Annotated in this window: 20 protein-coding genes; 6 read left to right on the top strand and 14 right to left on the bottom strand. The window is 42.4% G+C overall.

Annotated elements, in window-relative coordinates:
* Positions 1–4 precede the first annotated feature (4 nt).
* A complete protein-coding gene (locus HWQ23_RS09585; protein ID WP_292826934.1) occupies positions 5–208 on the top strand; it encodes a hypothetical protein in 204 nt (67 codons plus the stop codon).
* 39 nt (positions 209–247) lie between these two features.
* On the opposite strand, the gene ftsH3 is transcribed toward HWQ23_RS09585, so the two are convergent.
* From ftsH3 to HWQ23_RS09565, 4 genes are all read right to left on the bottom strand, one after another.
* Positions 248–2,089: an ATP-dependent zinc metalloprotease FtsH3 gene (gene ftsH3, locus HWQ23_RS09580; RefSeq protein ID WP_292826931.1), complete on the bottom strand. Its 1,842-nt coding sequence runs from the start codon at positions 2,087–2,089 to the stop codon at positions 248–250.
* A 116-nt stretch (positions 2,090–2,205) separates the two neighbouring features.
* Positions 2,206–2,994, bottom strand: a complete 789-nt coding sequence (locus tag HWQ23_RS09575) for an aminotransferase class IV (protein WP_292826928.1) — start codon at positions 2,992–2,994, stop codon at positions 2,206–2,208.
* Positions 2,995–3,011: 17 nt separating this feature from the next.
* Positions 3,012–3,431 (bottom strand): GNAT family N-acetyltransferase, encoded by a 420-nt coding sequence (locus HWQ23_RS09570; protein ID WP_292826925.1) that lies wholly within the window; start codon positions 3,429–3,431, stop codon positions 3,012–3,014.
* 245 nt (positions 3,432–3,676) lie between these two features.
* Positions 3,677–4,462, bottom strand: coding sequence for a hypothetical protein (locus HWQ23_RS09565; RefSeq protein WP_292826922.1), 786 nt, complete (start codon positions 4,460–4,462; stop codon positions 3,677–3,679).
* A 513-nt stretch (positions 4,463–4,975) separates the two neighbouring features.
* Here HWQ23_RS09565 and HWQ23_RS09560 point away from each other — a divergent pair.
* The 3 genes from HWQ23_RS09560 (at position 4,976) to HWQ23_RS09550 (ending at position 7,409) form a co-directional block, all read left to right on the top strand.
* Positions 4,976–5,482, top strand: a complete 507-nt coding sequence (locus tag HWQ23_RS09560; protein WP_292826919.1) for a hypothetical protein — start codon at positions 4,976–4,978, stop codon at positions 5,480–5,482.
* A 102-nt stretch (positions 5,483–5,584) separates the two neighbouring features.
* Positions 5,585–6,424 (top strand): hypothetical protein, encoded by an 840-nt coding sequence (locus HWQ23_RS09555; protein WP_292826916.1) that lies wholly within the window; start codon positions 5,585–5,587, stop codon positions 6,422–6,424.
* Entirely contained in the window at positions 6,411–7,409 is a 999-nt protein-coding gene (locus HWQ23_RS09550) for a hypothetical protein (RefSeq protein WP_292826913.1), read from the top strand. The genes HWQ23_RS09555 and HWQ23_RS09550 overlap by 14 nt, the downstream gene beginning before the upstream one ends.
* Before the next feature lie 118 nt (positions 7,410–7,527).
* Here HWQ23_RS09550 and HWQ23_RS09545 read toward each other — a convergent pair whose 3' ends face one another.
* Positions 7,528–8,754, bottom strand: a complete 1,227-nt coding sequence (locus HWQ23_RS09545) for an acetate kinase (protein WP_292826910.1) — start codon at positions 8,752–8,754, stop codon at positions 7,528–7,530.
* Positions 8,755–9,037: 283 nt separating this feature from the next.
* Positions 9,038–11,668, bottom strand: coding sequence for a DNA polymerase III subunit alpha (locus tag HWQ23_RS09540; RefSeq protein WP_292826908.1), 2,631 nt, complete (start codon positions 11,666–11,668; stop codon positions 9,038–9,040).
* Positions 11,669–11,890: 222 nt separating this feature from the next.
* Here HWQ23_RS09540 and HWQ23_RS09535 point away from each other — a divergent pair, with 222 nt between their 5' ends.
* Complete coding sequence (locus tag HWQ23_RS09535) at positions 11,891–13,183, top strand: dicarboxylate/amino acid:cation symporter (RefSeq protein WP_292826905.1); 1,293 nt, start codon at positions 11,891–11,893, stop codon at positions 13,181–13,183.
* A 40-nt stretch (positions 13,184–13,223) separates the two neighbouring features.
* On the opposite strand, the gene HWQ23_RS09530 is transcribed toward HWQ23_RS09535, so the two are convergent.
* The 3 genes from HWQ23_RS09530 to HWQ23_RS09520 form a co-directional block, all read right to left on the bottom strand.
* The gene (locus tag HWQ23_RS09530) at positions 13,224–13,403 is read right to left on the bottom strand and encodes a hypothetical protein (RefSeq protein WP_292826902.1); all 180 of its coding nucleotides are present in this window, start codon (positions 13,401–13,403) and stop codon (positions 13,224–13,226) included.
* Between the two features lie 187 nt (positions 13,404–13,590).
* On the bottom strand, positions 13,591–14,763 hold the full coding sequence (locus tag HWQ23_RS09525; RefSeq protein WP_375466470.1) for a hybrid sensor histidine kinase/response regulator: 1,173 nt from the start codon (positions 14,761–14,763) through the stop codon (positions 13,591–13,593).
* Positions 14,760–18,737: a GAF domain-containing protein gene (locus HWQ23_RS09520; protein ID WP_292826896.1), complete on the bottom strand. Its 3,978-nt coding sequence runs from the start codon at positions 18,735–18,737 to the stop codon at positions 14,760–14,762. Before HWQ23_RS09520 ends, HWQ23_RS09525 begins: the two co-directional genes overlap by 4 nt.
* 361 nt (positions 18,738–19,098) lie before the next feature.
* Between HWQ23_RS09520 and HWQ23_RS09515 the strand changes: the two genes are divergently transcribed.
* Positions 19,099–19,317, top strand: coding sequence for a hypothetical protein (locus tag HWQ23_RS09515; protein ID WP_292826894.1), 219 nt, complete (start codon positions 19,099–19,101; stop codon positions 19,315–19,317).
* Positions 19,318–19,453: 136 nt separating this feature from the next.
* Here the strand turns inward: HWQ23_RS09515 and HWQ23_RS09510 are convergent, their stop codons facing one another.
* The 5 genes from HWQ23_RS09510 to HWQ23_RS09490 all read right to left on the bottom strand — a co-directional run bounded on the left by HWQ23_RS09510 (position 19,454) and on the right by HWQ23_RS09490 (position 24,893).
* Positions 19,454–21,166, bottom strand: a complete 1,713-nt coding sequence (locus HWQ23_RS09510) for a diflavin flavoprotein (RefSeq protein WP_292826891.1) — start codon at positions 21,164–21,166, stop codon at positions 19,454–19,456.
* A 136-nt stretch (positions 21,167–21,302) separates the two neighbouring features.
* Positions 21,303–23,021, bottom strand: a complete 1,719-nt coding sequence (locus tag HWQ23_RS09505; RefSeq protein WP_292826888.1) for a diflavin flavoprotein — start codon at positions 23,019–23,021, stop codon at positions 21,303–21,305.
* Between the two features lie 478 nt (positions 23,022–23,499).
* Positions 23,500–24,042, bottom strand: a complete 543-nt coding sequence (locus HWQ23_RS09500) for a restriction endonuclease subunit R (RefSeq protein WP_365740884.1) — start codon at positions 24,040–24,042, stop codon at positions 23,500–23,502.
* 151 nt (positions 24,043–24,193) lie between these two features.
* Positions 24,194–24,559, bottom strand: coding sequence for a DUF5615 family PIN-like protein (locus tag HWQ23_RS09495; RefSeq protein ID WP_292826885.1), 366 nt, complete (start codon positions 24,557–24,559; stop codon positions 24,194–24,196).
* Positions 24,534–24,893: a DUF433 domain-containing protein gene (locus HWQ23_RS09490; protein ID WP_292826882.1), complete on the bottom strand. Its 360-nt coding sequence runs from the start codon at positions 24,891–24,893 to the stop codon at positions 24,534–24,536. Before HWQ23_RS09490 ends, HWQ23_RS09495 begins: the two co-directional genes overlap by 26 nt.
* Positions 24,894–24,948 lie beyond the last annotated feature (55 nt).

The raw sequence follows: 24,948 nt of genomic DNA, 5'->3' as shown, positions 1-24,948 counted from the left end.
CTTTGTGAAAAATAGCTTTGTTGGGTTTGGTTCCTCAAACGCCACTTGCAAAGCTCGTCGGGAAACCACACCTGTTGCAGTGGCTCCCCAACCTACGCAGTTTAAGGTTTTTGGCCCTAACCCAAGGGTATTGGCTTTTGACAAGGAACTTAAAAAAATTGGGGTAACTCTGGAAAATCCCAGAATTACCCCGAATTTTAAAACTTAGGAGTTAGGAATTGTTCTTAACTCCTAACTACTGATTAAATTAGGCAAACGCGGCGGTTGTCACATCGTTATTCGATAGAATTTCTTGCAATTCTTCAGCGTCTACCGTTTCTTTATCAACCAACATTTGCGCTATCTGCTCTAAAATGTGGCGGTTACGCACCAACACTTCTTTAGCGCGTGTATAGGCTACATCCACAAGTTTACGGACTTCTTCATCAATGGCGGCGGCGGTTTCTTCAGAGAAATCACGCTCTGACATGATATCCCGTCCAAGGAACATGTTACCTTGCTGGCGACCAAGGGCGACTGGGCCCAAGCGATCGCTCATCCCAAATCTGGTGATCATTTGACGCGCAACCCGTGCTACTTGTTGTAAGTCGTTGGAAGCACCAGTGGTTACTTCTTCTTCACCAAAGATTAATTCTTCAGCGATGCGACCACCCAAAGCCACAGCCATCTGATTTTCCAGATAAGCGCGGCTGTACAAACCAGTGTCCATCCGATCTTCGCTGGGGGTAAACCAAGTTAAACCACCTGCGCGACCGCGAGGAATGATGCTAATCTTCTGCACAGGATCGTAGTCTGGCATCAAGGCACCAACCAAGGCGTGACCAGCTTCGTGATAAGCTACCAAGGTTTTGCGCTTTTCGCTCATTACCCGGTCTTTCTTCTCTGGGCCAGCTAATACGCGATCAATTGCGTCGTTAATTTCATCCATCGAAATTTCAGTCAAATTCCGGCGTGCTGCCAGAATTGCGGCTTCATTCAACAGGTTGGATAAATCTGCGCCAGTAAATCCAGGGGTACGACGGGCGATTTTATCCAAGTCCACATCTTTCGCCAAGGTTTTGCCACGGGCATGTACCTTGAGGATTTCGCTGCGTCCGGCATAGTCGGGACGGTCTACCACAACTTGACGGTCAAAGCGACCAGGACGCAATAGCGCTGCATCTAGGACATCAGGACGGTTGGTAGCGGCAATAATGATGATGCCAGTGTTGCCTTCAAAGCCGTCCATTTCTGTGAGCAACTGGTTGAGGGTTTGTTCCCGCTCATCGTTACCACCACCTAAACCTGCACCCCGTTGACGACCTACGGCGTCAATTTCATCGATGAAGACGATACAAGGAGCATTGGTCTTAGCTTGTTCAAATAAATCGCGGACGCGGGATGCACCCACACCTACGAACATTTCCACAAATTCCGAACCGGAGATTGAGAAGAAGGGTACACCTGCTTCACCTGCTACGGCACGAGCTAGGAGGGTTTTACCTGTACCAGGAGGGCCAACTAACAGCACACCTTTAGGAATTTTTGCACCAACGGCGGTAAAGCGATCGGCGTTTTTCAGAAAGTCTACGACTTCGTTTAATTCCAACTTGGCTTGGTCAATACCAGCGACATCGCCAAATGTTACCTGAGTTTGTGGTTCCATTTGCACTCTGGCTTTGGATTTGCCAAAGTTCATCGCTTGGCTACCTGGGCCACTTTGAGCGCGGCGTAGCAAGAAGAATAAGCCAACCAAAAGCAATACAGGGAAGAATAAGCTGCTTAGTGCCTTAAACCAAAATCCTTCATCGGTTTGGGGCAAAACAGAAATATCAACGCCTTTTGAAGTCAGAGTATTGATTAGGTCTGGATCGTTGACTAAGGTCACAATCCGTTTATTTGGGTCATATTTGGGTGTAACCAGTGCTGTAGAGCGATCTGCACTCAAACTGACTTTTTCTACTCCGCCTTTTTGAACTTCTTGAATAAAGCGACTATATCGCCATGTCTCTCTGCTTTGGGGTTGTTTGTCAAAAAATGCTGTTCCCAGCGCAATGACGACAATAAACAGCAGCGCGTACAGCCCTGCATTTCTCCATCTTTTATTCACTAAGGTCTATCCTCCTGTATTTTTCGCGCGGTCGCGTAGCGTCTCTGTTCGGAGAGGTCATTATTAAGAATTATGTTAACTTATCTTAAGTGTAACAAAGTGGCGTAGCTTTCATGCTAGAAAAGCTCCCTGATTTGCTGAAAACTAGGATGGTAGGGATTATATTGTAGCGACCCTGTGGGCTGATGAACGGTATGAATCGGAATAATTTCTACCACACTATTAGTGTAAGCGATCGCTTCAAATCTCTGGACTAACTCGACGCTCCAAGTTTCTTGCCGCACTGGCTGCTGGTGGTTTTGCAACCAGTTTACAAGTTGCGATCGCAAAATTCCCGGCAAAATTCCTGCCTTTTTTGGCGGCGTGTACCAACTGCCGTTACACCATCCCCAAAGGTTGCCTGTACTGGTTTCTAGCCAATTTCCTTGAGCATCGACTAATATTGCTTCTTCAGCATCCAAGCTAGTTCTTGCCAGCCAAGCACTCAAATAGTTTCCAGTTTTATGAGAGGGGAGAGAGCGATAAAATTCCGAACTAGCAACGGCACATACAACACCATTATTTTGTTTTTCTGTCAAATTTTGTGGTAAGAATCTGCCAGTTATCCATTCCCGTCCATCAGGAAAAAGGGTAATTCTGAGAACCGGGAAGTGTGCCAAGAGAATTTGGGCACCTTGACGCACACGGTTCCAATCGGGTTGCTGCCAACCAAAAGATTGTACTGAGAAAAGTAGGCGATCGCAGTGTGAGAGCCAATTGGTTAAATTACTATCTAGCGAGTTCTCATAAACCCGCAAGGTTGTAAAAACAGTCGCTCCATAAAGTAACCCCGGATCATTAATGTCTAATTCTAAAGTTTGGGAGTGAATTAATTTGCCGTTATACCAAAAAATGTCATTTTTCACAACCAGATTGCTTGTCGCTACAACTCTATTGAAAAGTGATGACTTGTAATATTCATGCGCTGCATGAGATAAAACCTGTGAGCTGCAAATCGCTGAACACCAGAATCAAGACTCAGGTGTTCACAGCCATGATTTCTTGCATATTCAATTAGCCACTGCAATAACTGTTTACCATAGCTATGCGATCGCTTTAACTCATCAACAACTAAGTCATCAATGTATAAAAACTTTCCCAACGCTAAACACGTATAAATGCGAAATCCAGCCACTGCCACAGCTTGCTCCTCTACTTCCAAGAATGCAAGTTGATATCCTTCTTTCATTTGATATCGAACTTGTTCTATAAACTTAGCCTGCTCAAGGTGAAGGCGCAACTGGGACATAACAGGAAAACACTTTAATATTTGAAAATCAGATTCTCCTAATTGTATTGACATTAATATTGCTCCTGAAAATATTCTGCGTACTCATATTACTTTCTCAACTTATCGAGAAGATCGCAATTTCGTAAAAGTTTCTTTATCTTGCAGCAAAATGCTATAGCGTTTCCTCATCAGAGTCAGGTACAGCTTAACCTCACTCCAATAAAGCTGTGCTTTATCTCCCCTCTCCTTAGCAAGGAGAGGGGTTGGGGGTGAGGTTATGTAGTTCATGCAGATGAGAACCGCTATATGAATATCATTTAATCCTTTGGGGGAAATATAATTTTATGAGTACCTTCAGGAGTTGTAATTACTTTTCCTCCCAAAGCTTCGATTTGCCTAATTGCTCGTTTCCGAGTTCTCTCATCAACTTGATAATTTAAAACCATTCCCCAACTAGAAATCTGAGCATATTTACTGTGAGGATTTTGACTCAAAAATTTAGCAGTTCTTTGGGAACTATTAGCGATAAGCTGACTCTCTGCATCTGAAAAGTTACTAGCCCAGTTTGCCGCCGTTGCAAAAGATTGTTGGGCAGCTTGAGCATTGCCTAAAAATAATAACTCATCAGTTCCTTTATAACGCCACACGTAATAAGACTTTTCGGGAAGCGAGGGAGATAGTGATTTTAAGCCTTTCTCTGATAATGCGATCGCGCGTTCTGGCATGGCAGCATACAATGAAGTACTGATAGAAAGACTCCGATACGCTGGTAAAAATCGCGGATCACGTTCTAGAATGACTTCAAAATATTCTGGACTTAAACTATAACCTGTTTTATCCCGAACTTCATCATCTCCAAAATATTGTGAAAAATTGAGATATACCAAATCTGCGATGAAGTTGTCATAACCAAAACTAGGCATTTTTTGGAGAAAATTAAGACGGAGATTTTCAGATTTTATTTCTTTTTCTAGAGTTTCTAAAGAGGCAGATTGTTTGCTATTTATAAGTTTTTGCAATTGGGGAAATTGAATCAAGCCAACTCCTAATATACATACACAAGCTACTAATGGTGTAGCAAAAGGTTGACGAGATAACAACATATTTTTCTTGTCTTTATCCGCATAGTTATATCATTGTATACATAGTAATATGGAAAAAGTCGGCGATCGCTTGCGCGTTTACGCCTTACTAGGTCAAATATAAAACAGGTTGGCTAAAAGAAACTGATTGAATTAATTAGCATTTTTTATACATGCATACTGTTTTGGCTCTGAGATATACTTTAGGCGTCTTTGTGTAAAATTAGGGTCTAATTTATACTTATTGTAACGAAGCGCGCAAAAGCTAATTAAATAATTCTTTCCGAATCATGCCACTTCGGACAACGGAAGGAACCCCTAACGCAGTGCTGGACTTACGGCAACGCAGTGGCTCCAAAATATAAAATGGTATTATTCTTTGTCTAAGATAAATTTGGCTTTGAGATTATTTATAAAAAACTTCTTAAGTTATTAAGTTTTTTTAACTTCAGTTACTTTTATTAAGTAAAAGCATTGAAAGTTTTGACATAACCTATAATTGTATTTTGTTTATACTCTAACCCCAAAAATGTCATGGTGAATAATATTGTTAACGAAAACACAGAAAGCAATGGTCAAGCTAGCGAAAATGGGGAAAACAATAGTCAACTTAGCAAGCCAAGTAGTGAATTTAAAAGAAAAGTTAATAAGCTGAATGCTAAGGGGGAAGGATTCAATATTGATGACGTTATTGATGCTATTAAAACAGCAATAGTTGAAGTTGTCGAGTTAGAAATCACCACTTGGGTTCCAGACTCCTCTACTCAGTTGGAAGAACTACAATCGGAACAAATTGCTAAACCAGGTAATCGAATGTATACCATAATAAATCTAATTGATGGTGATATAAACAATGAAGTTGGTAGTCAATTTGTTGGTAGTGGATCATATACAGAACTTCGCGACTTTCATCTAAGTCAAGTCAAAGAGAGTCGGGAGATTATGCAAAAAAATATAGAAAGTTTACAGAAGTTGTATGGATTTTTTCTAGAAATTATGAAATCTCGTAAAACTTCACAACAATCGCCATCCCGTCCATAGTAGTCGTTATTTATTAATAGTCATACTGAAATACCTAGAGCATAGGAACCTGTCGAAACCTATAGGCTAATTTGCTTTAAAGAAATTAAGGAAATTATTACTATGTCTAATAAAATTCAAGAACAAGCCACAGATTTGCTACAGAAACTAGTCTCATCTGTACATGGATTAGTCGATGATATTACAGCTTTAGAAGTGAATACGATGGTTGTGGAGCAAATTACTGGCTCAAAGTTTAATGCTTGGCAAGCATATGAAGAGATTTATTCAATAAATGACAAAGACTACTTTGATGCCAAAGGAATTCCAAATCCAGACAATTTAACAGAACCAGAAAAAACTCAAGCTCAACAGCTACGCAAGCGTTATACAAGTCTATTTTCACAAATTGAAAGAGAATATTTTTACATTCTCCTTGAAAAAAGTACTAAGACTAATCAGCCAGACCCCAGGATAATACAATATCAGGAGCGTCTTAAATATCAGGTGGAACATAAATCAAATATTGTTCAAGATGATCCCGCATACATAAAGCTAGCTCAACCAATATTGCCTGCTCCAGCTCCTGTTGCAGATAAAGAAGATAATAATCAAAATAATTTGCGGCAAAGGTGGCAAGAGATTGAAGAACTTTTGAATAATGATAAATTTATTCGTACACTGCGGAAAATGTCTGAACTTAAAGCTGCACTTGATGGTGGCAACATTACCAGCGTAGATATTGATGTTATTTATGCTCAAACTGTTATGCAGTTAGATGGGGATATTATCAGTCGTTACCATAAAAACCTATTTGAATTACCTGAAGGTGATAGAGATTTAATCATAAAAATACATAATGAAGGGATAATTGCTGGAGAAAAACAGTGGCGTGGAACACTAAATTTTTTGATTAATATTGTACAAAATATTGCAAAATTATCCCGAAATGAACGCTTATAAAACACACACAGATCCTCCAGTTGATGTTCAACTATCTTTCTTTCTGCAAATCCCTCAAGGCACTCCTATTGAACTTGAAATTAAGGTTGAGCCAGGACACTATACTTTTTATCTAAATAAGGCAGTTTTAAAACAAATTGAGCAAGCGCAAAAAATAGGCTGCTCTCTGTACATTCCGCCAAAATTACTAGCTTATCTTTGGTACTACAACTGCTTTAGCGATAACATTTGCTTTAGTAATAATACTGTGCAATACAATAAATTAGTAATTAATAAAAAGAACTTTAAATTTTTTGACAATACTTTTATAGTAAATTTTATCAAATTATTATCAACTAAATTATTACAAAAAAAATCGACGTTACAGCATGGGCTTACTTTTAATTTTTATTATATAGAAGATACATCAGCTTTATATTTTTGGAAAGAACAAGATATTGTTTTACAAAGCAATATCTTATATTATGGCGACATAATTCACAAAATCAGGAGTGATTTTATCCAAAATCCTGAGTGTTTAAATATTGTTTATGTGCATTATTGGCTGATTGAACAAATACTAAACTATCTTCGGACTAATCTAAATCTGTTAGTTTGGGAAATAGCTTCTCTCTTTCCTGCTGGTTTTTTAGTTTCTAATCTCTATCCAGCAAATTGGATGCTATTAATATTTGCTTGGTTAGGGTTAACTGTATTATTTGCTACTATCCGCCATGCACTTGTTAATCAACTTCAAAGGCGTACTTCCATCAACTCTAAATTTATAAATAGGTTGATATGGACGCTTATTTCTCTCATCCCTAGCGTTGTTGTTGTTGCTACTAGTGGCTTTAGTCATGTTATTGCTTTATTATTGCCACTTTTGTCACTTATCGCCCCAAAACTTGCAGAGTGCATTTTAAGTTTTATCGGGCCGCGAGTTTGGAGACTTATCATCCGTCGGTTCCTGTCCAATACGGTTCGGTTAAGGCAAGAGACGCGATAAATCGCCGTCTCTACAAAGGACTGATTATTGTAAAGACGGCGATTTATCGCGTCTTTGCGAACTAAGACGTGTCATTAAAAAACCTTATCCGAACCGTATTGGGTTTCTGTCTTTATGACTATTTATAGCTCTTTTTTAATAACTGCCAACATTGCCCGGCGATCGCCCAATCTTCTTGAGTATGAATAACTAAGACACGTACTGCTGAATCGGGTGTGGCAATATCCTCATCCACAGGCTGCTGCTGATTTTTTTCAAGGTCTATTTTTAATCCCAAAAAACCAAAGGCTTCACAGGCGGCTTGGCGAATTTCCGCAGAATGTTCACCTACGCCTGCTGTGAACACTAAAGCATCTAATCCGCCCAAACTGGTAAGCATTGCACCGATACCAGAACGTAGGCGATGTACGTAGATATCCCACGCCAGTTGAGCGCGGGAATTACCTTGAGCGCTCGCTTCTCTCACCTCACGCATATCGCTAGATACACCCGAAATTCCCTTTAACCCAGAAGCTTTATTTAATATATGATCCAACTTTTCGACCGAGTAATTGCAGTATCGCAACAGATAAATCAGAATCCCCGGATCAACTGAACCAGAACGACTGCCCATCATCAATCCTTCGACAGGCGTGAATCCCATAGTGGTATCAATACTGCGGCCATTTTTAATCGCTGCCAAAGAGCAGCCATTGCCTAGATGACAGGTAATTAAGCGCTCAGGGGGAACATCTTGACCGAGAATTTGGGCAGCACGACCAGAACAGTATTGGTGACTGATACCATGAAACCCATAGCGACGGATACCTTCTTCCACCCACTCATAGGGGCCGGGATAGATTGCTGCTGCATCCGGTAGGGTGGCATGAAATCCGGTATCAAATACTGCTATTTGAGTGACATTTTTTAAGATTTTTTCAATCGCTTCTATGCCTGACAAAGCGGCTGGATTATGTGCTGGAGCTAGGTTAGATAGACGAGCGATCGCCTTTTTAACATCCTCCGTAATTACCACACTATCTCGATAATCCTCTCCACCATGTACTATCCGATGTCCCACCACATCAATTTCTGACAACTGATCAATTACCTTGGTATCACCTTCACTAAGTGTATGGAGCATATAAGTGAAGTGTGCTTGTGGGGAATCACCAGAGATTGATTCTTGCAGTGTTGCACCCGTACCAGTTTTTACTTCAATTTCTGCCACACCCTGATCTTGAGTCCAGTTAATTTTCCCTTCCCAAATGGGTTGGGCTGCTTGGGTGGGGAGAGCATTATCTGCAATCTCATACAGACAACTCTTTTGGCTGCTCGATCCGGCATTCAGCACCAATATCTTCATATAACAACTTAAAATAATTCGTAATTCGTAATTCGTAATTCGTAATTAAAAACATGAGCTGCTTTGATCATCTCACTAAATCTAGCCCCATGCTTCTAGCCTATAGGTATAAAAAAGAAAATCAATGTGTCATTGGGTTGCACTCCGCAACCAATTCACTGGTATAGAGTTCTAAGTCAGCGTTCCTGACTACCTTATTTTCTTCGCGATCGCCAAATTTCTACACTCCGCCCAAATGCCTCAAATTCTCGCAAAACGCTTAAGCGATCGCCCCTGTCATTTGTCATTCCGGCAAACCCTCAACCCGCATCAAATCCAATTCCCGTTCAAATATTTCATCAATTGGCAACATTTGACCATCAACAGTCATAAATTTATGGTCTTTTGTTGCCCGAATTATTGAACCATCTTCCAAACAATACTCAAACACCTCTTGTTGTCCGCGATCGTGCCACTGTGCCACAGGTTGCGTGTAAATATTTCCATTATTATCAACGCTGTACACAGTACATTCAATGCGTTTTTCTACAATTTTCCCAATCGGCAACAATCCATATTCTACTGTCAATATTTCCGTATCATAGCTTAAACAATATTCAGCAAACTTCAACATTTGCTCAAATAATTCATCCGCAACTTTTTTCTGAACGCCATTTTTAGCTGCACCATCCACGAATTTTTCTCGCTGCTTTTGCATCTCAGAAACTTTCTTTTTACCCATCGCCCGACGCAGCAAGTCAGCTTGTCCTAAAGAATATCCAGCCATATCCTGAGCAATTTTCATGATTTGCTCTTGATAGACCATAATTCCATAAGTTTCGTCTAATATTGGTTCTAGAATGGCGTGCTGATAATCAATCTTTTCTCGCCCGTGTTTGCGGTTAATAAATTTCGGAATCAGTCCCGCATCTAATGGCCCCGGTCGATAAAGTGCCAAAATCGAAGAAATATCTTCTATATTAGAAGGCTTCAAATCTCGCACTATCTGACGCATCCCAGAAGATTCTAATTGAAATATCCCTTCTAACTCGCCTGCTTCTAGTAATTCATAAGTTTTTTGGACATCTTTTGGTAGAGTGCTATGTTCACCTTTCGCTAATATCTTCTGGGCTTTTCTTTCCTGGCGGGGAATTTCATCAGGATCAATTCGATATCCTTTAGTTTCTTGAATTAAATCAACGGTTCTTTGAATCAGCGTCAGGTTCCGTAAACCCAGAAAATCCATTTTTAACAAACCCATTGATTCCAGGTCTTCCATGAAATACTGGGTAATCACGGAACCGTCATTATTCTTCTGTAGCGGCACAATTTCATCAAGTGGATCGGCAGAAATTACCACACCTGCTGCATGAACACCAAAGGTTTTATTAGTTCCTTCAATTCGCATTGCCATATCAAGCCAATGGCGAACATGAGGTTCTTTATCATATTTATTTTTAAACTCTGGTTCTGGGGTTTCATTAGAAATCATCACCTTGAGTTTCGTTGGTTTCCCCCGCACTACAGGAATTAATTTCGCCATTTTGTCAGCTTCCCCATAGGGAATGTTTAATACTCTGGCGACATCTTTTAAAACGGCTTTAGAAGTTAGGCGGTTAAAAGTAATAATTTGGGCAACTCTATCTGCACCATATTTTTCAGTGACATATTCAATAACTTTATCTCGTTGTTCAATACAGAAATCTGTATCAATATCAGGCATGGATTTACGTTCTGGGTTCAGAAAACGTTCAAATAGTAACCCATGATGCACAGGGTCAATATTAGTAATTCGCATTGCATAAGCAACTAATGAACCAGCCGCCGAACCCCGACCGGGCCCCACAGGAATGTTATTATCTCTAGCAAATTTGATGTAGTCCCAGACAACTAGAAAGTATTTGGAAAAACCCATCTGCTGAATCATTTTCAGTTCGTATTCCAATCTTTCTTTATAGACGGAATCGACTTCATGACGAGATTTGCGATTTAATCGTTCTAAAAGTCCACTCCATGCAACATCTTCGGCGTAAGTGTCAGCAGTATGACCGGAGGGAATCGGGGGTGTAGGAATCTGAGGCTCACCCATAATATGGTAAGGCTCGACTTTATCAGAGACTTCTTCAGTAGTGGCGATCGCATCTGCAATCACATCATCCGGTAAATGGTCACGAAATAGCTGCTGCATCTCCTCACCAGATTTGAGATACTCTGTGCCGCTATAACGCATCCGCTTATCTTCAACAATTAATTTGCCAGTTTGAATACATAGCAACGCATCGTGGGCTTCAACGTCAAAACAAGATATAAAATGCGAATCATTAGTGGCAACAATTTTAATACCTAGCTCCCGCGCAATTTTGACGATTTCAACATTCACAATTCGGTCTTCTTGGGAACCGTGGTCTTGAATTTCTAGATAATAATCATCACCAAATACATCTTTATACCATTGGGCAACTTTCCGGGCTGCATCTGGTCTATTACTGAGAATCGCTTGGGGAATTTCTCCACCCAAGCAAGCACTGGTGACAATCAAGCCTTCATGATATTGTTTTAGTAAATCTTTATTAATACAAGGACGAGAAAAAATTCCTTTGCCTTGAACACCTTTAAGGTGAGAAATTGTAGTTAATTTGACTAAATTTTTGTAACCTTTGGTATTTTTAGCTAAAACGACTTGATGATATTTTGGGCGGCGTTCTTGTTTCTCAATATCGCCGTTAATGATATACATTTCATTGCCGATAATCGCCTTAATATTATGACTACGGCAGATTTTGATCAATTCAACTGCGCCATACATGACACCATGATCGGTAAGGGCGATCGCTTTCATCCCCAGTGCGATCGCTTGATCCACCAACTCTGGTAGCTGACTAGCCCCATCAAGTAGACTGTAGTCACTGTGAATATGTAAAGGGACAAAGGACATAAGCAATTCAAAATTCAAAATAAACAAATACAGCTACCGCAAGCATTAGAGCTACTGATAGTATACAGTTTCAATGCTAATCAGCTGATTAGGGGCTTACCTTGTGGTATACCCTTTCGAGCTAGATTTTGCAAAGCAACGGAGTCTTAGATTAACTTGTTTGCGAAATTTTCACTTCCGAAAGTGAAGTTTTAATAGTTACATTAGTTACCAGCATTTAGCATGAGTCAAACAGAGAACACTACTTCGCCTGCAACCAAAGCTAGCCCTTGGTGGCAGCGTATCCCTCTCACGTTACAAATTGTCATCGCCTTAGTAGCCGCAATCAGCGTCGGAATTGCCCTTGGTGCGGGGAATCCTAATCCCAGCAATGCCGTCTTAATTAACAATTTAGCAATTCCAGCTGAATTGGTGTTAAAAGCTCTCCGCGCCTTGGCTACACCCCTGATTCTGGTAGCGGTGCTGCATACTTTGATGACTACCGACATCCCTGGTACAGCCGGACGGCGGCTGGCAGTGCTACTTTTAACCAACACCACCGTAGCTATTTTAGTCGGGCTTTTGGTAGCAAATGTGCTGCATCCGGGGACTTGGGGCAATGTACCCACCTCAACAAGTACAGAAATAGCTCCTCAGAGTCTTGACCCTTGGGGAATACTCAAAGATGCTGTACCGGAAGCTGTCCTGAAGCCATTAGTTGATAATAATGTCATCCAACTAATTGTGATTGCCCTGAGTTTTGGCATCGTCCTGCGGGCATTAAAATCTGAACAAATTGCCAAAGGTAAGAACGCATACCAGCCGATAGAGGATATCATCGGGATTCTATTTGAGGCGGTAGTCCGCATCCTCAACTGGGTAATTGCGTTAGTGCCTTTGGCAGTCTTTGGGATTGTAGCTAAAACTATTGCTATGCAGGGCTTTGCACCATTTAAATCTTTGGGTGCATTTATCCTGGCGGTGCTGTTAGCACTGGCATTACAAGCGTGCTACTACCTGATCAGAGTAAAATTTGGCTCTTGGGTACACCCGCTAAAATTCCTTGCTGGCGGTTCTGATGCTTTTTTGACAGCTTTCTCAACTTCTTCTTCTGCGGCGGCAATGCCCGTAACCTTTGAGGTTTTGCAAACAAAAGTCGGTTTAAGGGAATCTTCTGCTGCCTTGGGGGCATTAGTAGGGGCAAATTTCAATAATGATGGTACTGCCCTCTATGAAGCAATGTCTGCGTTGTATATTTCCCAACTAATTGGGCAACATCTAAGTCTGACACAGCAGTTAATTGTCATCCTTACCTCGATTTTTGCATCCGTAGGTGCGGCGAATATTCCTAATGCTGGACTGGTAACGATGACACTGGTGTTTACTTCTGTAGGCTTACCTACCCAGTACATCGCTTTGCTAGTTACTGTAGACTGGTTTTTGGATCGCTGCCGCACTGCGATTAATGTCATGGGAGATATGACTGTCAGTGCTTTACTTGACGGCAAAAAGCCCCGGTCTGTAGACGAAGCTTAGTTTGCCAGCTTTTAGTTGAGTGCAGCAGCTTTTGAGATATCTAATGCTGTTGAGAGCCTTTGGCATCACATTCTTTACTCCAGCAGCGTTCTAGAAGTTGAAGATGCCAGATCAATGCAAAGCGTTGGGGATTCCATACTAATTTAGTATCGTGACTAAATAAAGGCTGGTTGAGATACTGCCAAAGGGGAAATTGAATTTTGGTGTGTTTTGGAGCCATAAGAACAACAAAATATTATAAAAGTTTAGTGACAATAGTTGGCATTTTGTCTAGGAACTACCTGATACTGTTTTTCTAGTTAAAGGCTACACTGTGTTTTTACAATTGTCTTGGTGGCAATTGCGGAATTTCAGAAAGTGAATTTATGTTGTTTCCGTTTTAATACTGAAATAAACCCCGGTATGAATTATGTTAGCAATTGCAAACTGCTTAAATCACAGGTGTTTCGGCTTTTTAAGCGTGCCATTCCAATATGTACCGTTGTTTCCTGCTGATAGACACTTGAGATTGAGAACTGCCCACCACAACGTTCAACGATTTTTTGGACAAGCTTTAAGCCCATGCCTGTGCCCTGCTGTTCGTAGGTTTTGCGTTCAAACTGCATGAAAGCACCGATTTTAGATATCTGTTCTTCTGTCATGCCCCGTCCGAAATCATGGACGGAGACATTTAGCATTCCTGCTACCACCTGACTACTGATCTTAATTGCTGTCCCAGTCTGGGAGAATTTGAGCGCATTACTAACTAATTCATGGAGGATAATCCCTAGATATCGATCCGATATTGACACATCAGCCTCTTCAATTGCAAAGATGAAATCGTTGCTGCGATCAACACTTTGAGTATGAGATTGCAAAGCCGCTTCAATCGCTGCCATTGAAAAGTGAGTTGACTGAGGTTCGATGTTTTGCTGCTGGTGTGTTGATAACTCTAGTTCTAAATAGATCAAGAATTGTTTGGTTAATTTTTCTAGGCGACGGACGGATTGATCTGCCATGCCTAAAAGTTCACGGATTTCGGCAGAATCCATGTTGTCAATATCTTCGATCAGTAGGCTGATGGTTCCGACAATGCCATTTAGTGGTGTATTGAGTTCATGGGGTAAACTAGAAACCAAGTTGCCGCGCAGTTCATTGAGTGTGCTTTCCAAGACTTTGATGGTACTTACTTGGATATTCGCTAAAGTTTGGATGTTGTCGTACTGTTGCTTAATCCTCAGCATTGAATGAATGCGTGCCCGCAATTCGACAGCATTGACGGGTTTACTAATGAAGTCGTCTGCACCTGATTTTAGGCAGCGAGCCAGGTCTTCTTTGGCGGTGAGAGCCGTCACCATGATGATCGGAACTGGCTGCCATTGCGGCATAGCTTTAATTTGCTGGCAAACTTCTATCCCATCCATTCCCGGCATCATTAGGTCTAGCAAAATCACATCTGGCTGAAATAAGTTGAGGGATGCGATCGCCTCTTGACCACTGGCAGAGTAGTGCAGCAGATAATTTTGCTTACTTAAGAGGGTTTCAATCACATCAAAGTTATTGGGTTGATCGTCAACTACTAAAATAGAGGGCATATTCATTTGTTAGCCTTTGTTGCAACTAAAAGCTGTTGAATCGTGGTGGCCAGTTGCTTGAGTTTCACGGGTTTAGTTAGGTACTCGTTGGCTCCTGCTTCTAAACAGCGATCGCGATCGCCCGTCATCGCTAACGCCGTCAACGCAAGGATGGGAATATCAATCAAGTTAGGATTGAGGCGAATCTGTCTCATTGCCTCTAGACCGTCCATTCCCGACATTTGGATATCCATCAAAATCAAGTCAGGCTGGTGAGTTGTGGCCAGGTCGATTGCTTCTTGACCATTTGTTGCTAACAGAATGCGATAGCCCTTAGCACCGAGGTAGCTAGAAACTGTACTGATATTGGCTTGGTTATCTTCTGCTAGCAAGATCAGGGGGGCAAGGCTTGCGGTTTCATTGGCAGGAGGGAAATCCAGTTTGAGAGTAGCAGAGGGTTGATTATCTGCCGTCAATTCCGGCGAGAAGGGAGAACCGGGAGTACACGGTAACTCAATCGTGAAGCAACTGCCCACATCCAGTTGACTGGTTAGCCCCACCCTACCGCCGTGGAGTTCGACAATTCGCTTCACCAATGCCAATCCCAAGCCTGTACCCGGATATTGACGGTTCAGGGCGCTATCGATTTGGACGAAGGGCTGAAATAGTTGTTTGATATTCTCTGGCGAGATGCCGATGCCTGTATCGTTCACGGCAATTCGCAAAAAGTGTTGCCCAAAGGAATCGGTAGTGGCGATGTCGGGGGAAAGTTGAGCAACTTCTAGGATAATGCGTCCCCCCTCTGAGGTAAATTTGACCGCATTGTTAAGCAGGTTAATTAACACTTGCCGAATACGGCGTTGATCCACGAGCAGGTCAGGTAGATTCAGCTGAAGTTTGATTTCAACCTTAATCCGTTTTTGGAATGCCTGCTGTTTGATAAACGCCAGACTGGATTGACACAGATCAGCCACTGAAGCTGAGGTGCAGTCCAGTTTAATCTGTCCGGCTTCAATTGTTGCCACATCGAGGATGTCGTTGATCAACTCCAGCAAATGAGAGCCGCTACCCTCAATGGTTTGCAAGGCTTTGAGTTGTCGCTCGTTGACGATGCCAAAGACTTCCTCTTGTAGCCCTTCGGTCATGCCCAAAATGGCGTTGAGGGGGGTGCGAAGTTCGTGGCTCATGTTCGCCAGAAATTCGTCCTTGAGGCGGGTGGCGCGGGCGAGTTCTTGATTGCTCTCGGTTAACTTTGCCTCTGCCTGCTGTCCTTTTGCGAGTTCTTGCTGTAATTGCTCAAAAAGACTCGCTTGCTGAATCGCGATCGCCAATTGGTTGGCAATTTGTTGCAGGAGTTGCGCTTCAGAGTCTTTCCAGACTCGTTTTTCTTGGCAGGCATGGACAACCAAAACCCCCCAGAGCTTGTTAGTTTCCCACGGGGCAACCCAGCGATGGGTTTCGCTGCCTCGCACGTCTTGTAAAATCGGTGCGACAATTTTGGACTGGATTTGACCAACGATGGAGTATTCCACTAGGCAATCCGTCCAAATATCATTCATCACATCGGGGACAATCCGGGGTTTGCCCTGCCAGTAGCAATCGAGGATTTCTGGAGACCACATTTCGTTATCCCAGTGGCGGTCTTTCAGGGAGGGGAACTCACCAGATAAGGCTTCTTCCACAATTTGACTTCTGCCGTCAGCAAAGACCCGGAAGACGATGACGCGATCGCTGTGCATCACGTCTTTCACCTGCTGAGTCACCGTTGCCAGGATCTCATTGATATCTAGCGACTGGCGAATTTTTTGGATAATTGCCCCCAATGCGTGTTGTCGTCGCAATTCCAGGGCAATTCTCCCTTCGGCTTGCTGCCGCACCAACAGTTCCGACTGGATTTGCTCGTAGAGATTCGCTTGTTGAATGGCGATCGCTAACTGGTTGGCAAGTTGTTGGGTAAAGTCAATTTCAGACTGCTGCCAGTGGCGGGCTGTTGCACATTGATGGATGCACAGCAAGCCCCACAACTTATTACCGCAGAGGAAGGGCATAATCAGATTGGCACGCACCTGAAACTGAGCCAGGATGTCAGTGTGGCAGCTTGTCATCCCACCGTTATAAATATCATCGACAACATAAGACCTACCCAAGGCATAGAGGGATGAATAGTTTTCGCCAAAGCAGTGGTCGTGTACTCGAATCGCCACCACTGAGGAAAACCCTTCTACGGCTGATTCAGCCACAAATTCGCCCTCATCAAAGTTGGATTCGGGATAAAATTTGAAAATAGCCACCCGATCGGCCTGAATCACTGAGCGGATTTCCTGACAAGCGATGTCGAAAATGGTCTGGAGGTCTAGGGATTGACGAATCTTCTGGGTGATTTCTCGCAGCAGTTGTTCTCGTTCGACCTGTTGGCGAATGGTTTTCTCGGCTTGTTTGCGTAAGCGAAGCTCGTCGTAGACATCGCTAATATTAAAGTTGACCCCAATCATGCTCTGGGGATTGCCCTGAGCATCTCGCACCACCACCCCATAGGCTTTAATAAAGTGAATACTTCCATCGGGATGCACGACCCGAAACTCGGTATCGTATTCTGCCTGTCCTAAAACGGCTTGCTGGATCAATGCTTCGGCGGGGGTGCGGTCATCGTGATGTAGCCTGTTTGCCCAAATGTCGTAGACGACATCGGAATCAGATGGTTTGGTGAACCCATACAGTTCGTACATCCGCTCATCCCAAAGGATGGTGTTTTCTACAATGTCCCAGTCCCAACAGCCGATCCCCCCAGATTTGAAGGACAAGGTGAGGCGCTGCGATAGTTTATGGAGTTGCGCTTCAGATTGTTTGCGCTGGGTAATGTCCCGAAAGATTCCCCGCGTGGCGATCGGCTGTTCATCTTGAAACTGACAATTGATATTCCCCTCGACGCTGATTTCTCTGCCATCTTTGGTCAGGAATCTGATTTCGATATCTAAACTGAGTGCGCCAGTAAATAGGCTTTGGATCGCTGTCTGGAAATGCCCAAGGTCATCGGGATGGATAATTTGGAAAATGGACAAATGCTCCAGGTCGGCATCGTTGTATCCCAAGGTTTCTTTCCATGCCCGATTCACAAATAAAATCCGACCGTCGGGCGAAACGCTTTGGATCAAATCGGTGGCGTTGTCGAAGAGATCGCGCAGTTGAGCCTCTCGCGCTTGGAGTTCTTGAGTCCGTTGTTTTACCCTCCCTTCCAACTCCTGATTCAAGCGATGTAGTGCATTGTTTGCGATTTGACGCTGCAATTGGGCGGTTGCCAGAGAGGTTTCTAGGTTCAAACCCAATCCCTGAAACTGGACAATATCTCGCTCGGTAACAATCCCCACCGGAATTTGCAGGGGTTCAGCTTGGCTGCTAGTTTGCACAATCATCACCGAACTAACCCCGTATTTTACCATCAGTTGAGCGATCGCTAGCATGGAACTATCCGGCGTGGCGCAAATCACCTGACTCGTCATCACCTCAGACACCAGCCGTAACCCCAAAATATCTATCGGGCGGGAGATTTGCCGTAGGCTTTCATCAGTCACCAGCCCCGCCAGGCGATCTTGCTCATCCAGGATGGGTAAATAGCGAATCTGATGCTGCTGGAGCAGATTAATCGCAAAAAATAAATCGCTAAAAGCAGACTCATGCAGCGTGATCACAGGATGTACCATCACCCCCCGAATCGCTAGATTCTCCAGAGAACGCTGCTGGGCAATCAGGCGCACCACGTCCCCCTCTGTGAAAATACCTAGCAAACGTCCGTCTTCCACTACCAACAGGCAGTTTGATTGTGCCTCTAGATAGAGTTGCTCCAGTTGCCCATCCGCAGTTTTAGTGGTATTATATTTAGCCCGCACGCTGATCATTTGGGCGATCGCGTCCATCACCGTCGTATCCGGTTTAACTATCAGGGGATCACGGGCGATCGCAAACTTCAGTTCTGATAAGGTGAGAGCCGTTGCGCGGTTAAACATTAATGATTAATGTAAAAGCATTTATTCTCTATTGTTCCCTTTAGTAATACACAAATTGCTTAAACCGCAAAATTATTAAACGTTGAGAGCCTTGGGGTTTTGGGAAGATTACAATAATCTGCCCAGAAAATCAAGATTTAGGTATTGACAAAAAAAACTGGGATGGGCATCTTGCCCATCCCATAATTAAATTTGGCAATACCCTGCAATGCCAATGAAATACAATACTGCTCCGGTTTTGGTGCATAGTTATTTGAGATCCCCCTTAGTCCCCCTTAAAAAGGGGGAAAAATAAGGCATTTTTAGCCCCCCTTAAAAAGGGGGGTTGGGGGGATCGACTCAAAACCTACGCAGTATTGCAATGAAATACTCTGCAATGGCAATGCAATACTCTGCAATGGCAATGCAATACTCTGCAATGCCAATGCAATACTCTGCAATGCCAATGCAATACTCTGCAATGCCAATGCAATACCCTGCAATGCCAATGCAATACCCTGCAATGCCAATGCAATGCTCTGCAATGCCAATGCGTTCCCCTACATTAGAAACGCTACGTTTTTATGCAAAACTGTACTAATACCATTTCACTGTAATAATGATACAAATACGTGGGTAAGGGTTTAGCAATGCTAAACCCCTACGAAAAATCTATGTGTATCAGGATTTTCGTGAATTGGTATAAGTCCGCTGCTTAACCCGGATTTCTCACTATATTAATAATGAGTGCCAGTTTTGCGATGGTTGATGGCAGTAACAGCATCAGGCTTGAGTAATTTACCTTCATCCACAGTTGCATACACAACCCAGTGATCGCCACATTCCATACGTTCCTTGACTGAGCATTCCAGATATGCCAAAGCGTCGGTAAGGACGGCACAGCCGTTATCCGCAACTGCTGTACTAAAGTTGGCAAATCGGTCTTCCCCAGGCGCGAAAGATTTACGGAAATGCTTCATGTAATCTTGATGATTGCCTTCAGGTAGAATATTTAAGGCAAACTTACCGCCTGGATACATCAAAGATTCGATCGCTCGGTCTTTGGCGATCGCAACAGTTAGTCCAGGTGGGTTGAAGGTGGCTTGAGAAACCCAAGCGCCTAACATTCCGGTAGACACTTCTCCAAGTTTCGCTGTCACTACGCAGACGGAACCAACGATCCGACCGACAGCCTGTTCCACTGGAGTAGCGGCTTGTTGTGGTACGCGTACCTTTTTAGCCTTTTTCAGTGCTTGGGCAAAGTCTGTACCGAGTTCTTCACAAAATTTGAGAGTGACATCATCAGGTTTAAACTTCACCTTCAGCGTGTCAAAGCCAAAGCGATATCCAGCATCGCGGAGTTTACCTTCGATTAAGTCAAATGCTTCGCCACTCCAGCCATAAGAACCAAAAACCCCAGCGAGTTTGCTGTTGTCACCGCTTGATAGCACAATACCTAAAGCAGTATGAATGGGAGTTGGTGCATGACCACCGATGGTAGGAGAACCAATGATAAAACCCTCAGACTGTGCTAGGTTGATGCGAACTTCATCAGGGGTAGCAAATTCGCAGTTAATCGATTTGACTGCAACTCCACCTTTAGTTAATCCCAGAGCGATCGCTTGTGCTAAAGTCGCTGTATTCCCGTAAGCTGAAGCATAAAGTAGGGCAACAGAAATCTCGCGATCGTTGTGAGAACGGCTCCACTCTGCATAAGCTTTGGTGAGTTCGATTAAGCCGGTGCGTACCAAGGGCCCGTGACCCACAGCATACATTCTCACCTGCAAATCTGATATTTTCTCCAAAGCTGCTTGCACATGAGGAATTTGGGGAGCCATCAGGCAGTTAAAGTAATAACGCTGGTCTTCTTTAAGCGCTTCCCAGTTATCATCAAACACTTCATCACCACAGAGATGAGTTGCAAATAACTTATCTGTGTAGAGAATTTGGGTTTGCTGATCGTAGGTACAAAGTCCTTCCGGCCAACGTGGACTGGGAGTAGGCAAGAATTTCAAAACATGACCCTTGCCTAAATCCAGAGTTTCTTTCCCCCGCATCACCAAAACTTTCAAATCATGATCTAGGAAAGCAGCACGCAAATTGTTCGCACCGGGAAGAGAACAGACAAAAGTTACCTGTGGTGCTAGTTCTAAAATTGCTTTCAGGGTTGCAACTCGATTCGGACTAAAATGACCCAGGATTATATAATCCAAATGTTGCAAATCTAAAGTCTGCCGCAATGCCTCTAAATAAATTTCGGTAAAGCTTTCTGGCGGTGGATCAATAAGCGCGGTTTTATCAGCTTCAATTAAATAGCAATTGGAGGTAGTACCTCTTTCAAGTGCGTATTCAATTTCAAACCGCAGACGTGACCAACTACGTGCTCTGATCGCCTTAGTATTTGTAGCAATTGGTAGAACTTGTACGTCGCGTGGCTTGGAATTGGTCATAGCTGTTTAAAATTGGGGAATTGGGCATTGGGCATTGGGCATTGGGAATTGGGAATTGGGCATTGGGCATTGAGGGAGATGAGGGAGACAGGGAAAATAACCCCATGCCCTATGCCCCATGCCCCATGCCCATTCCTTAGTAGTAATTACCTACTTTGCGATGGCGAACGGCTGTCAATCCATCGTTTTTGGAGACACGACCTTCTTGGACGGTGCAGTATAAAATCCAGTGATCGCTGCATTCCATGCTGCTCTGTATTTCACATTCTATGTATGCCAGAGCATCAGTTAGAATTGGGGAACCGTTTTTCGCGGTTTGAGTTTTCACCCCAGCAAAGCGGTCAGCACCAGGATGCAAGCGCTTCAGGAAGTGCTTTTTGAGTTCTTGATAATTGCCTTCTTCCAAAACGTTGAGGACGAAGCGATCGCCTACTTGCATTAAGGAATCAATGGCGCGGTCTTTCGCAACGGCAATTGTCAATCCTAAGGGTTGCAAACTCGCTTGCGTTACCCAGGATGCCAGCATTGCACTTGAGAGATTATCTTTTTTAGTGGTGACTATATATAGTCCACTGCTAATCCGACCTAATGCCTTTTCCATGTTGACATCAAGGGACTTGATTTGCTTGATGTTGCGATCGCGCACCAGCAATTGTCCGATATCTTTACCCGCTTCTTCACACAACTGGAATGTAGATGCGGTGGGAGCCTCTTTAATCCGAATCGGTGGGAAAGCTTCTTTGATGCCAGAGTCAAGAAATTGTCTGCGGAGTGTATCAATGGGTTCATCATCCCCACCGTAACATTCAAACAGCCCAATAAATTGCTTGTTCTTGGCGACAGCTAGCACCGAACTGATACTAGCTTGGGCGGCGGCGGAAGTAGTCGGGGGCATACCAATAATGATCCCAGCTGCTCTCCCGGCTAGTTCTTGAATTTCTTGGCTCTCAGCAGTACTCAGATCCAGTACTTCTACCCCAATGCCAGTTTTCAGTATACCTTCGGCAATTGCGTGACCAAGGCGTTCACCATACCCATATTCTGAGACAAAAAACAAGCCAACTGTTGTTTCTGCTTTAGCTTGTTTTTGGCTCCAATTTTCGTAGCACCCGGTTAGAACATCTAAATGGTGGTATAATAATGGGCCGTGACCGTTGGCGATAATATTAATCTTCCCAAGATCACCCATCCGCTTCATCGCATTCAGCAGCGAACGAGCGTTAGGGCCCATCAAGCAGTCGTAGTAAAATCTAAAGTCAGCTTCGATCGCTTCTAAATTTTCGTCGAAGGTGCGATCGTCACAAAAATGCATCCCAAAAGCATCACAGGTGTAGAGAATTTGGGTTTTGCGGTCAAAGCTAAAGATTGTATCCGGCCAGTGCAGGTTAGGCGCACTCACGAATTCCATTTCGTGTCCTTTACCTATATCTATGCGATCGCCGGTTTTTACAACTCGCTTAGAAAATGGATCGTGTACTAAGCCTTCCAAAAACTGAAGCGCAACTTTTGAGGCTAAAACGGTTGCTCTAGGAGCTAATTGCAGGACATCTTCCACCAAGCCGCTATGGTCTGGCTCTGTGTGGCTGACAATTATGTAATCAATTGTTTTGGGGTTGACAAGACCTTTTAGAGTCTCTAAATACAGATCGCGAAACTTCTGGTGAGAAGTATCAATCAAAACTGTTTGTTCGCCCCTAATTAGATATGAATTGTAGGTTGTGCCGTTTTGCAGTCCGAATTCGATATCGAAGCGATCGCGATCCCAATCAAGAGAGCGAATCGCTGTTGTGTTAGGGGCAATTTCTACAGTTTGTATAGTTAACCGATGCTGAACGTTCTCTGCGATCGCTACCATTATTCGTCTCCGAGCGCAAATTAACAGGTTTTTCTTCTGCCCCCATTGTCCCTATTATTTTTTTTTTAAGTTGTAATGAATATCATTTTTTGCAAAATTTAACTTGTATCAATTATGGCTGTTTTTTAGCAAAAATTATGACTCGAAATATCTACTAAATATTAATTTATTCTTCAGAATTTACTGAGTAATTAATTTTGCTATATATCTTTTTTTTATCCTCATTCAAAAATATCATGTTAATCATATTATTTGACAATAAAAACTTGAATTTCTTTGGAGTTCGTACTAGTTTTAAATTAAAAATTAAATTTAGTACAAATAATTATAATAAAATTCAATATAATTTTTAATTCTGCGTAGTAATACTGAAGATTAAGGTAAAATACTCTTGCAATAAATGGTAATAAACTGATAGCGATCGCTTTGCCAACGCCAAGGGCGAATGCTTCAAGTACTCAATTCGGAGATAGTTGAACTACAACTGACATATTGATTTGAATACTTGCAACAATTCGATTGAAGATTCAGAGCGAGTTATATCTAGTTTTGGCAATAATTGATAAATTGGAGGATTTCCTTGCTGTAGATAAACAAACTGGTAATCCATTCCGTTGGTAGTCACACCCCAAACTGATGTTTGATTTTCTAGACTTTTGTATGTATAGGTAAGCAATTGTGGCAAGCCTTCCAAAGCATTAAAACTACTATTTTTAGATTCAATCACTAGTATCCAAAGCGTAGTTACTATTCTTTCTTGAGTCTTACTAACACCTAAAATATCCATCCGTCCTTTGATATTCGTATCTTCATCTTCAACGGAAATGTTAGCAATATTTTCTTCTAAGGTAATCTTAATACTAGAATGATAAAAACCAGCTAATTTCATTAATGGTGCGAGAAATAGAAATTTTATTTGTCCTTCGGAGATTTTACCCTCTGAGTAGTATTCACGGAATATATTACGGATAACCTGTAATTCTTGTTGCTCAAATTCTGTGATATTTTCTAATGATAGCAATCATGTAAATGAGTCATTTAACTGTTCTGTCAATTTCAGAAGGCTTTGAACATCTTTAAGTCTGAGATTGCTTGGGTTTAAAGTAGTAGGCATCAATTTACTCCTTTATAACCTTTATAAGAATAACTATACAAGATTATAAGTATTATCGCTATTGAAGCAGTGGTAAGTGAAGAATTTGGTTTTGATATTCATCATTAAAAGATGCTTGAGCAATTAAAATTAATTCATTAACAGTCTGACCAATTGTTAATTTATCATTCAAAATAAAAATACCTGGTATATTACGGTCTTGCGCGATATGTTCAGCTAAATGTACAGGCATAGATTTGCGGTTATTTGTTACCAAAAGAAAGTTGTGTTCCTCACACCAGCATAATATTTCTGGGTCTAATGTACTTTTAGGAGGAGTACCAGGATCACCAACTACCCAAACAACTAAATCGCGTTTTTGTGGTTTGAGTTGAACCTGATAAAGAGGGGCAACATTTTCATCCAGCAGATATTTGAGAGTCATTATCCTGTGTTTTTTTTATTGCATCTCTTTCAGCTATCATTTTCCTCAATTTGATTACAACTGGCGGCGGATTGCGTCGCTGTTCTTCCTGCATTCTGTGACTCCACTCCAACCAATCAGCTATATAGGCGCTTACAGCTTCTTTATTGTGCAAGTAATAAAGAATAGTCGCGTAAACTTGTTCTAGTGTTAGTGATGTATAAGTGTTGGCAATTTCTTCTGGAGTTCGAGCGCGGTGGATAAAATCATAGAGTATAGTTTCAATTCCTACTCTTGTACCTTTGAGTCGAATATCATCAGGACGCTGAAAGTCGAAGTAATCTTCTAGTTGCATAATTTAGCTGATTATTGATCTACCGCTAAAATCATCTTACATACTTGTAAAATAT

Origin of the sequence: Nostoc sp. JL33 (assembly GCF_017114985.1) — a bacterium.
GTDB lineage: Bacteria > Cyanobacteriota > Cyanobacteriia > Cyanobacteriales > Nostocaceae > Nostoc.
Note: the sequence above shows the minus strand (reverse complement) of the source record. Positions and strands in the feature narration are given on the sequence as shown.

Bases quoted from the DNA above. Each gene is read 5' to 3' on its own strand.
- HWQ23_RS09570 (WP_292826925.1), bottom strand. From the start codon at position 3,431: ATGTCAATACAATTAGGAGAATCTGATTTTCAAATATTAAAGTGTTTT.
- HWQ23_RS09565 (WP_292826922.1), bottom strand. From the start codon at position 4,462: ATGTTGTTATCTCGTCAACCTTTTGCTACACCATTAGTAGCTTGTGTA.
- HWQ23_RS09560 (WP_292826919.1), top strand. From the start codon at position 4,976: ATGGTGAATAATATTGTTAACGAAAACACAGAAAGCAATGGTCAAGCT.
- HWQ23_RS09555 (WP_292826916.1), top strand. From the start codon at position 5,585: ATGTCTAATAAAATTCAAGAACAAGCCACAGATTTGCTACAGAAACTA.
- HWQ23_RS09550 (WP_292826913.1), top strand. From the start codon at position 6,411: ATGAACGCTTATAAAACACACACAGATCCTCCAGTTGATGTTCAACTA.
- HWQ23_RS09545 (WP_292826910.1), bottom strand. From the start codon at position 8,754: ATGAAGATATTGGTGCTGAATGCCGGATCGAGCAGCCAAAAGAGTTGT.
- HWQ23_RS09540 (WP_292826908.1), bottom strand. From the start codon at position 11,668: ATGTCCTTTGTCCCTTTACATATTCACAGTGACTACAGTCTACTTGAT.
- HWQ23_RS09535 (WP_292826905.1), top strand. From the start codon at position 11,891: ATGAGTCAAACAGAGAACACTACTTCGCCTGCAACCAAAGCTAGCCCT.
- HWQ23_RS09530 (WP_292826902.1), bottom strand. From the start codon at position 13,403: ATGGCTCCAAAACACACCAAAATTCAATTTCCCCTTTGGCAGTATCTC.
- HWQ23_RS09525 (WP_375466470.1), bottom strand. From the start codon at position 14,763: ATGAATATGCCCTCTATTTTAGTAGTTGACGATCAACCCAATAACTTT.
- HWQ23_RS09520 (WP_292826896.1), bottom strand. From the start codon at position 18,737: ATGTTTAACCGCGCAACGGCTCTCACCTTATCAGAACTGAAGTTTGCG.
- HWQ23_RS09515 (WP_292826894.1), top strand. From the start codon at position 19,099: ATGAAATACTCTGCAATGGCAATGCAATACTCTGCAATGGCAATGCAA.
- HWQ23_RS09510 (WP_292826891.1), bottom strand. From the start codon at position 21,166: ATGACCAATTCCAAGCCACGCGACGTACAAGTTCTACCAATTGCTACA.
- HWQ23_RS09505 (WP_292826888.1), bottom strand. From the start codon at position 23,021: ATGGTAGCGATCGCAGAGAACGTTCAGCATCGGTTAACTATACAAACT.
- HWQ23_RS09495 (WP_292826885.1), bottom strand. From the start codon at position 24,559: ATGACTCTCAAATATCTGCTGGATGAAAATGTTGCCCCTCTTTATCAG.
- HWQ23_RS09490 (WP_292826882.1), bottom strand. From the start codon at position 24,893: ATGCAACTAGAAGATTACTTCGACTTTCAGCGTCCTGATGATATTCGA.